6 protein-coding genes and 1 pseudogene are annotated in these 5328 nt (G+C 63.6%); 5 read left to right on the top strand and 2 right to left on the bottom strand.

Annotated features, from left to right (window positions below):
• Positions 1–295: 295 nt before the first annotated feature.
• The 4 genes from ABH936_RS14000 (at position 296) to ABH936_RS13985 (ending at position 3835) form a co-directional block, all read left to right on the top strand.
• A complete protein-coding gene (locus tag ABH936_RS14000; protein ID WP_404603548.1) occupies positions 296–1291 on the top strand; it encodes a hypothetical protein in 996 nt (331 codons plus the stop codon).
• Positions 1292–1988: 697 nt separating this feature from the next.
• Entirely contained in the window at positions 1989–2447 is a 459-nt protein-coding gene (locus tag ABH936_RS13995; RefSeq protein ID WP_040014152.1) for a hypothetical protein, read from the top strand.
• A 368-nt stretch (positions 2448–2815) separates the two neighbouring features.
• Positions 2816–3661, top strand: a complete 846-nt coding sequence (locus ABH936_RS13990; RefSeq protein WP_404603547.1) for a hypothetical protein — start codon at positions 2816–2818, stop codon at positions 3659–3661.
• Between the two features lie 9 nt (positions 3662–3670).
• Entirely contained in the window at positions 3671–3835 is a 165-nt protein-coding gene (locus ABH936_RS13985; protein WP_006943256.1) for a recombinase family protein, read from the top strand.
• A 117-nt stretch (positions 3836–3952) separates the two neighbouring features.
• Here ABH936_RS13985 and ABH936_RS13980 read toward each other — a convergent pair whose 3' ends face one another.
• Together ABH936_RS13980 and ABH936_RS13975 are read right to left on the bottom strand one after the other, a co-directional pair.
• Positions 3953–4177, bottom strand: coding sequence for a hypothetical protein (locus ABH936_RS13980; RefSeq protein ID WP_254653945.1), 225 nt, complete (start codon positions 4175–4177; stop codon positions 3953–3955).
• Between the two features lie 161 nt (positions 4178–4338).
• Positions 4339–4425: pseudogene (locus tag ABH936_RS13975) on the bottom strand (AbiV family abortive infection protein); the annotation flags it as partial.
• A gap of 203 nt (positions 4426–4628) precedes the next feature.
• Between ABH936_RS13975 and ABH936_RS13970 the strand changes: the two are divergent.
• The gene (locus ABH936_RS13970; protein WP_006943254.1) at positions 4629–4970 is read left to right on the top strand and encodes an SDR family NAD(P)-dependent oxidoreductase; all 342 of its coding nucleotides are present in this window, start codon (positions 4629–4631) and stop codon (positions 4968–4970) included.
• Positions 4971–5328 lie beyond the last annotated feature (358 nt).

The raw sequence follows: 5328 nt of genomic DNA, 5'->3' as shown, positions 1-5328 counted from the left end.
ACGCGTCGTCGGCTTCCCATTCGCCAGTTCCTTCGGCATAACCCCATCCTCGTTTCCAAGGTCAGGAGTCTCCAACAAACTCAGGGCGCTTCAATCAGCGCACGTCGACAACCGAGGAGAACGCATGGGAAAGCAATCTCGCCGAGCATCCCGCAGGGGACGTCACACTCCGAAACCCGCCGGACTGCGGACAACCATCGCGGTTGCACCCCAGATGGACCCAGACGACAGCAACAGGGTTGTCCTATCGACCGAACTGCGGCTCGCGCGTAGCGCACTGCTTTACTCGGACCAGGTGGACCTCCTCGCCCCTTCGGTCAGCATCCTGTGGGACTTCGTCGCATTACGCGACGTCAACGAGAACAACATGCTTCGACGCATGGCCCAGCTCAACCCACCAGCCTTGCACCGACTCGGCGTACCCCAAGAGCATCTCGGGAACTTTAAACGGATCATGCGTCGCGCCTCGAAGCAGAGGCCCGGCGCCTCATTGCGCGACGCCTTCGAAGCCGACTGGTTGCCCGTCCTAGACGACATTCGCGGCAACGCCCACCGAGCGCTTCCGCCCGAGGACGCCGAGGCCCTCCACGCCGCAAAACAGGCCGGTGCTCTCAACATCATCGGGGACAACTTCACGCTGGAGGGCGACACCGACGAGCAGATCGAATGGTTCATCGACCGCCTCGCTGCTGGCTTATCCGACCCCGCCTCAGCGCTCCTGCTGGACGCCGTCACCGCCTCACGCCTCCGCGAAGATGGCGCCCTGAATTTCGCCGAAGCAGCGATATCCGTCAGCGCGAAGAAGGCCACGCTCGGCACTCAGCTCATCGAGCACCTGCCAGCCTTCCCGGACGCGCCGATGACCAGCATTCTCGAAGCACGAAGCGACCTCACTGACGAACGTACGAAGTACCGCAACGTGGTCGCAGCCTTCTCGCAACGTCTCGCGTCCGCCCCGCTCGATGAGTCCCTGCCCCACGAGGTCGATACCATGTGGCACGACGAGGTTCGTCCAGCGCTCAACGACCTGAAGAAGTCACTGTCCGCGACCCGCGTCGCCTACGACACCGGGAAAACACTAGCAACCACTCATCTCAACCCGGCCAGTATCAGCGTCACTTTGAGTGCGGTCGGAAACTTTGTCGGCAAACTCCCGGATACTGCGGCACTCGGCGCGGCTGCTGGTGGGGTTGCGGCTACCGCCGTTGTCGAAGCTTTCCGAGCACGCTCCGAGTACAAGAGCCACGAGCTGGTTTACCTCGCCCACCTCGACAAACGGCTAGGACGCTGACCCTTTCTCGCGTAAACAGGTGATGTTCTCACGTCCACCCATCTGGTGATGGGCGCCTCAGTCACGAGGTCGGATCACGAAACGTCGGCGAAGAGGTCCGAGGGAGGGTCTGTCGAGTCGGCTCCAAACTCACGTTGTCGACCCGGTTAAACTCAAAAATCGAGCGGTCGAGGTCCTCTGGCATTCTCGCGCCCCGCTCACAAGCAGGCGGGGCGCGGTCCGGTCCAGGCGGAATCTGGATGTGGTCAAAGATGGCACGGAAGTCATCCGGGGTGAGGGGCTTGGCACCCGTCTAGTCGCGGTCCGAAACTTGTTCGGCGCCAAACCTGACCCCGGCAAAGGTGCCGCAGTATCGGCTTCCATACCCGCTCAGATGTGGCCACTGTCGCGTCATCTCATGGTTACGTTGCGTAACTAAGGGGGCTGTGGACCGGGGCGACCATCGCCCAGGTCTGTGGAGTCGGAACAGCGGGTCGCCGGCCAGCGGTCTTCGTTTTCGTGCTCAATGTGGGCTACACGTCGGCGGCCGGCAACCGAGGAGGCGCCGGTCGGAGCGAATGCCGATTGGTCGTCGTTCGTGCTTGAGTGGGTGCGTGCGAGGCGCGGCGTGCAGACCATGGGGGAATCAGTCTGATCACGGCGGTACGTCGCTCCATCTACGAGGTACTGGCTGGGCACGCATGCAAAGCTGGGCGATATGGAAATCGCTGCGCTGGTGATCTCAGTTCTGGCCTTCTTGGCCTCGGTCTACGCCGTCGTCTATGCCCGCCAATCGGCCAAAGCCGACACGTCGATGGCGCGAATCGAGGGGGAGCGGCGCGCCGAGGAAGTTGCCGATCGTGATCGCGCAGCGGCAGCGGCGATGCGTGCTGATCTGAGCGTCGAGGCGGCTGCGCCTGAGCAAAATAGCAATCCCAGCCTCATTGTTACGAATAACGGAGGCGGGGTCGCGAGGGAGGTCTTGGTTCGAGCCGATGGGCCGGGAATCGCCCCAGATGCGCACGCACGGACGCGCACGACGCTCGAGCCGGGATGTGGGTGGCACCTTGAGTCCATCGGCAGTCCGAACCTGAGAGGCAGTGTGGCCGAAGTCGAAATGACGTGGAAGGATCCTAGCGGCGGAGGCCACGTGGAGGCGCAGATCCGCTTCGAATGACGGCGCATCTTCATGGTGATGGGGCTTACCCATGCCATGTCCCTGCGCCAAGCGCAATCCGGGCCACCTGGAGCGCTCTACGGTTCAAGGCGATCCGAGTGGGACAAGTTGGTCACCGGCCCGGGCGCTTGGAACGTTGGCGCGCCCTGCTCCGTCGGGCCACGTCCGACGGCAGGCTGTCACGGCGAAGGTGGGGTCACGGTGGAGGTGCCGGGCGGTGGTAGTAAGCATGGGCGAACGCCCTCAGGTGACAGTAGGACTCATGGACGGCTCTAGTCTTTGGCGGCTAGCCTGCCGGAAACCCGAGTTGTCAGTAGTTTGTGCTGGGCTACTGACACAACCAAGCCGATCCGCGATTGGAGTCCCGCATGTCGCCGCTCTCGATGGCCGCAAGCCGTGCGCTTGTCTACGCCCACGAAATGCACGCCCCGATCATTCCTGAGGATGTTCTTGATCCGGACGAACAGGAAGTGGCGCGGGAGGAACTCGTCGGTCTGAAACTCATCATCGACGATCGAACCCTTGCGGGGCGAGGCGGCTTTAACCTCACGGCTCGTGGACGAAGTACAGCGCGCCGACAGAGCCAGCGCGTTCGCCGCGAAAGCGCACAGTGCGCGATCCTGCAGGGCTTGGCGGCGGGTAGTCGCTCCACGGACTCGCTCCAGGCGGAACCCCTGTACGGCGAACCGTTCAGCGACGAGGAGCTTCAGGATGCCGTGCGCGCGTTGCAGGATCGGAAGTGCATCGAGGGGAAGGGTGGTTGGCAAAGTGATGGACATTTGCTGTTTGCCAGCATCACGCCGCTGGGCCGACAGGCCCTTGACTCAGAGTTGGGTCCTGAGGCCTTCGCTCATCACGGAGGGGGGCACGTAAGCGTGGACGCGCGGCAGTACACCCAGCAAGGCAACGGAAATCTCCAACAAAACGGCAACGGCAACACTGCCACGATCAACAACGCGGGCGGCGCCGGCCTCGAGGCCGTTGCAGCCTTCCTCGAACAGATTCGGGGCGCCGAGCGGATCGACCACTCGGCCGACGCCGCACTGGACTCTCAATTGGAACTCGCCGACGACGCAGTCGAGACGAATGACTCCAAGAAGCTGCGAACAGCACTTCAGACGCTGCCGTTCCTTGTGACCACAGCGTTCGGGGAGGACCTTGGGCACGCGATGGCCGAGCAGGCTGGCAACCTTCTGGCATCTCTGCCGATCTGAGACCTGGCGATGGGAACGATCCTCGAGTTGGCGCAGCACGGCGTGAGCGTCGAGACCGGCGACGCCGGCGTCCTCGACCCGCACACCGCCTCGGGTGAAGCGCAGATCAACCTCATGCTCGCGTTCGAGCGGCGCCGGCTCGTAAAGCGCACGAACGAGGGCCTCGCGCGCTGAAGAACTCGGGGTCCGAGTAGGGAAAGATCGTCCAGTGGAGAGCCTCCGCTGAGTCGATCCGACCATGAACGGAGGCGTCTTGTTGGCGAGTATGGTCCTGGATCAGATGCATCTGAACTACCTTGGCCGCTCGACGAATCTGCTCCACGATCCCCCGGCGGGTATGTCCAGCGGCGAGGAGATCCGGTCGGCTGCACGGTCGACATAGAAGCCAGCCTGCTTGTCGAGGTTCCGCTGCCGCGCCAACCCACGGAACGTCTCCAAGTCCGGCAACTGGTAGTACTCGATCCTACGCTCTGGGTCCCAAAATCCACCCAGACCTGACGCAAACTGCTCCGCCACCTGCAGCTTTTCTGCATGTGGTGCGCGGGTGGTGCGTAGGCCGTCCGGAACCCGAACCAGGCCAGGTTCGCGAGGTTCCGCCCCGTAGAGGCCCAAAGGTGCACCCACTCCCACTCGGCAGCCTCGTAAAGCCAGCGCGCCTTCGCCACTTCCTCCATCGCGAGCACCAGGAGCGCCTGAGCCCGGCCGGCACTGCCCCGGTCCGCCAGGGCGTGGGCATCCTCCACAAGCGCCACCGCGTTCGCCATCAGGGACTTCCACCATCGGCGCGCGAAGTCCGCACTGATCTCTTCAACCTGCGGCTCGCCCAGGCAGCGAGTATCTCGCGTCACCGGCCGATCCTTGATCAACGTGTCCGGTCAGTACACCTAGTCGGCACCGCTGACCGGTCAGAGGATGCACTCCAAAGTTGTGTAATTGCGATTCCAAAAGATGAGGGAAGGCACGATCGATGGACCTCCAGCTGCAGAACAAGGTCGTGATCGTCACTGGGGCGGGACACGGTATCGGCCTCGCAACGGCTCGGGCCATGGCCGCGGAAGGCGCCCGACTTATCGGCGCAACCCGCACGCCCACCCCGGAGCTCGCCGAGGTGGCCCGGGTCGTGGTGCCCGTTGACCTCACCGACCCCGACGCTGCTTCAGTGGTCACCGAGGCTGCACTCGACCTCGGCGCAGGAATCGACGGCGTCGTGAACTGTGTCGGCGCCGGAGACTTTGGGCCCCAGACCCTCGCCGGGTTCCTTGAGATCCCGGACGAGCAGTGGACCGACCTGCTCGAACGAAACCTCTAAACCGCAATCCGCATGGCCCGGTCCACGTTGCCCCACCTCATCAACAGCCGCGGTGCGATGGTCAACGTTTCGTCAATCAACGCCGCCATCCCCTCCACCGGCCCGGTCGGCTACAGCGAGGCCAAGGCATCGCTGAATGCGCCCCTGCGACGTCACAGTGATGGGCGTAACGTCGAGTCATGGCCAGCGTTCGCCCTGCTCGCGTGGATGACGGGCCGCGTCTGGCCGAGATCGACCACGCTTGCTGGTCGCCGATGACCGATCCGGGGAGTCACTGGAGCCCGGGTCGCCCCTTCTTCGGAGTGCCGACAGGAACGCTCGTCGACGAAGTTCTGGTCGCTGCTGAAGGTGATGAAGT

The sequence above is a fragment of the Dermacoccus sp. GAS27A genome (genome assembly GCF_044909235.1).
In the GTDB taxonomy this organism is placed as follows: Bacteria; Actinomycetota; Actinomycetes; order Actinomycetales; family Dermatophilaceae; genus Dermacoccus; species Dermacoccus nishinomiyaensis.
Note: the sequence above shows the minus strand (reverse complement) of the source record. Positions and strands in the feature narration are given on the sequence as shown.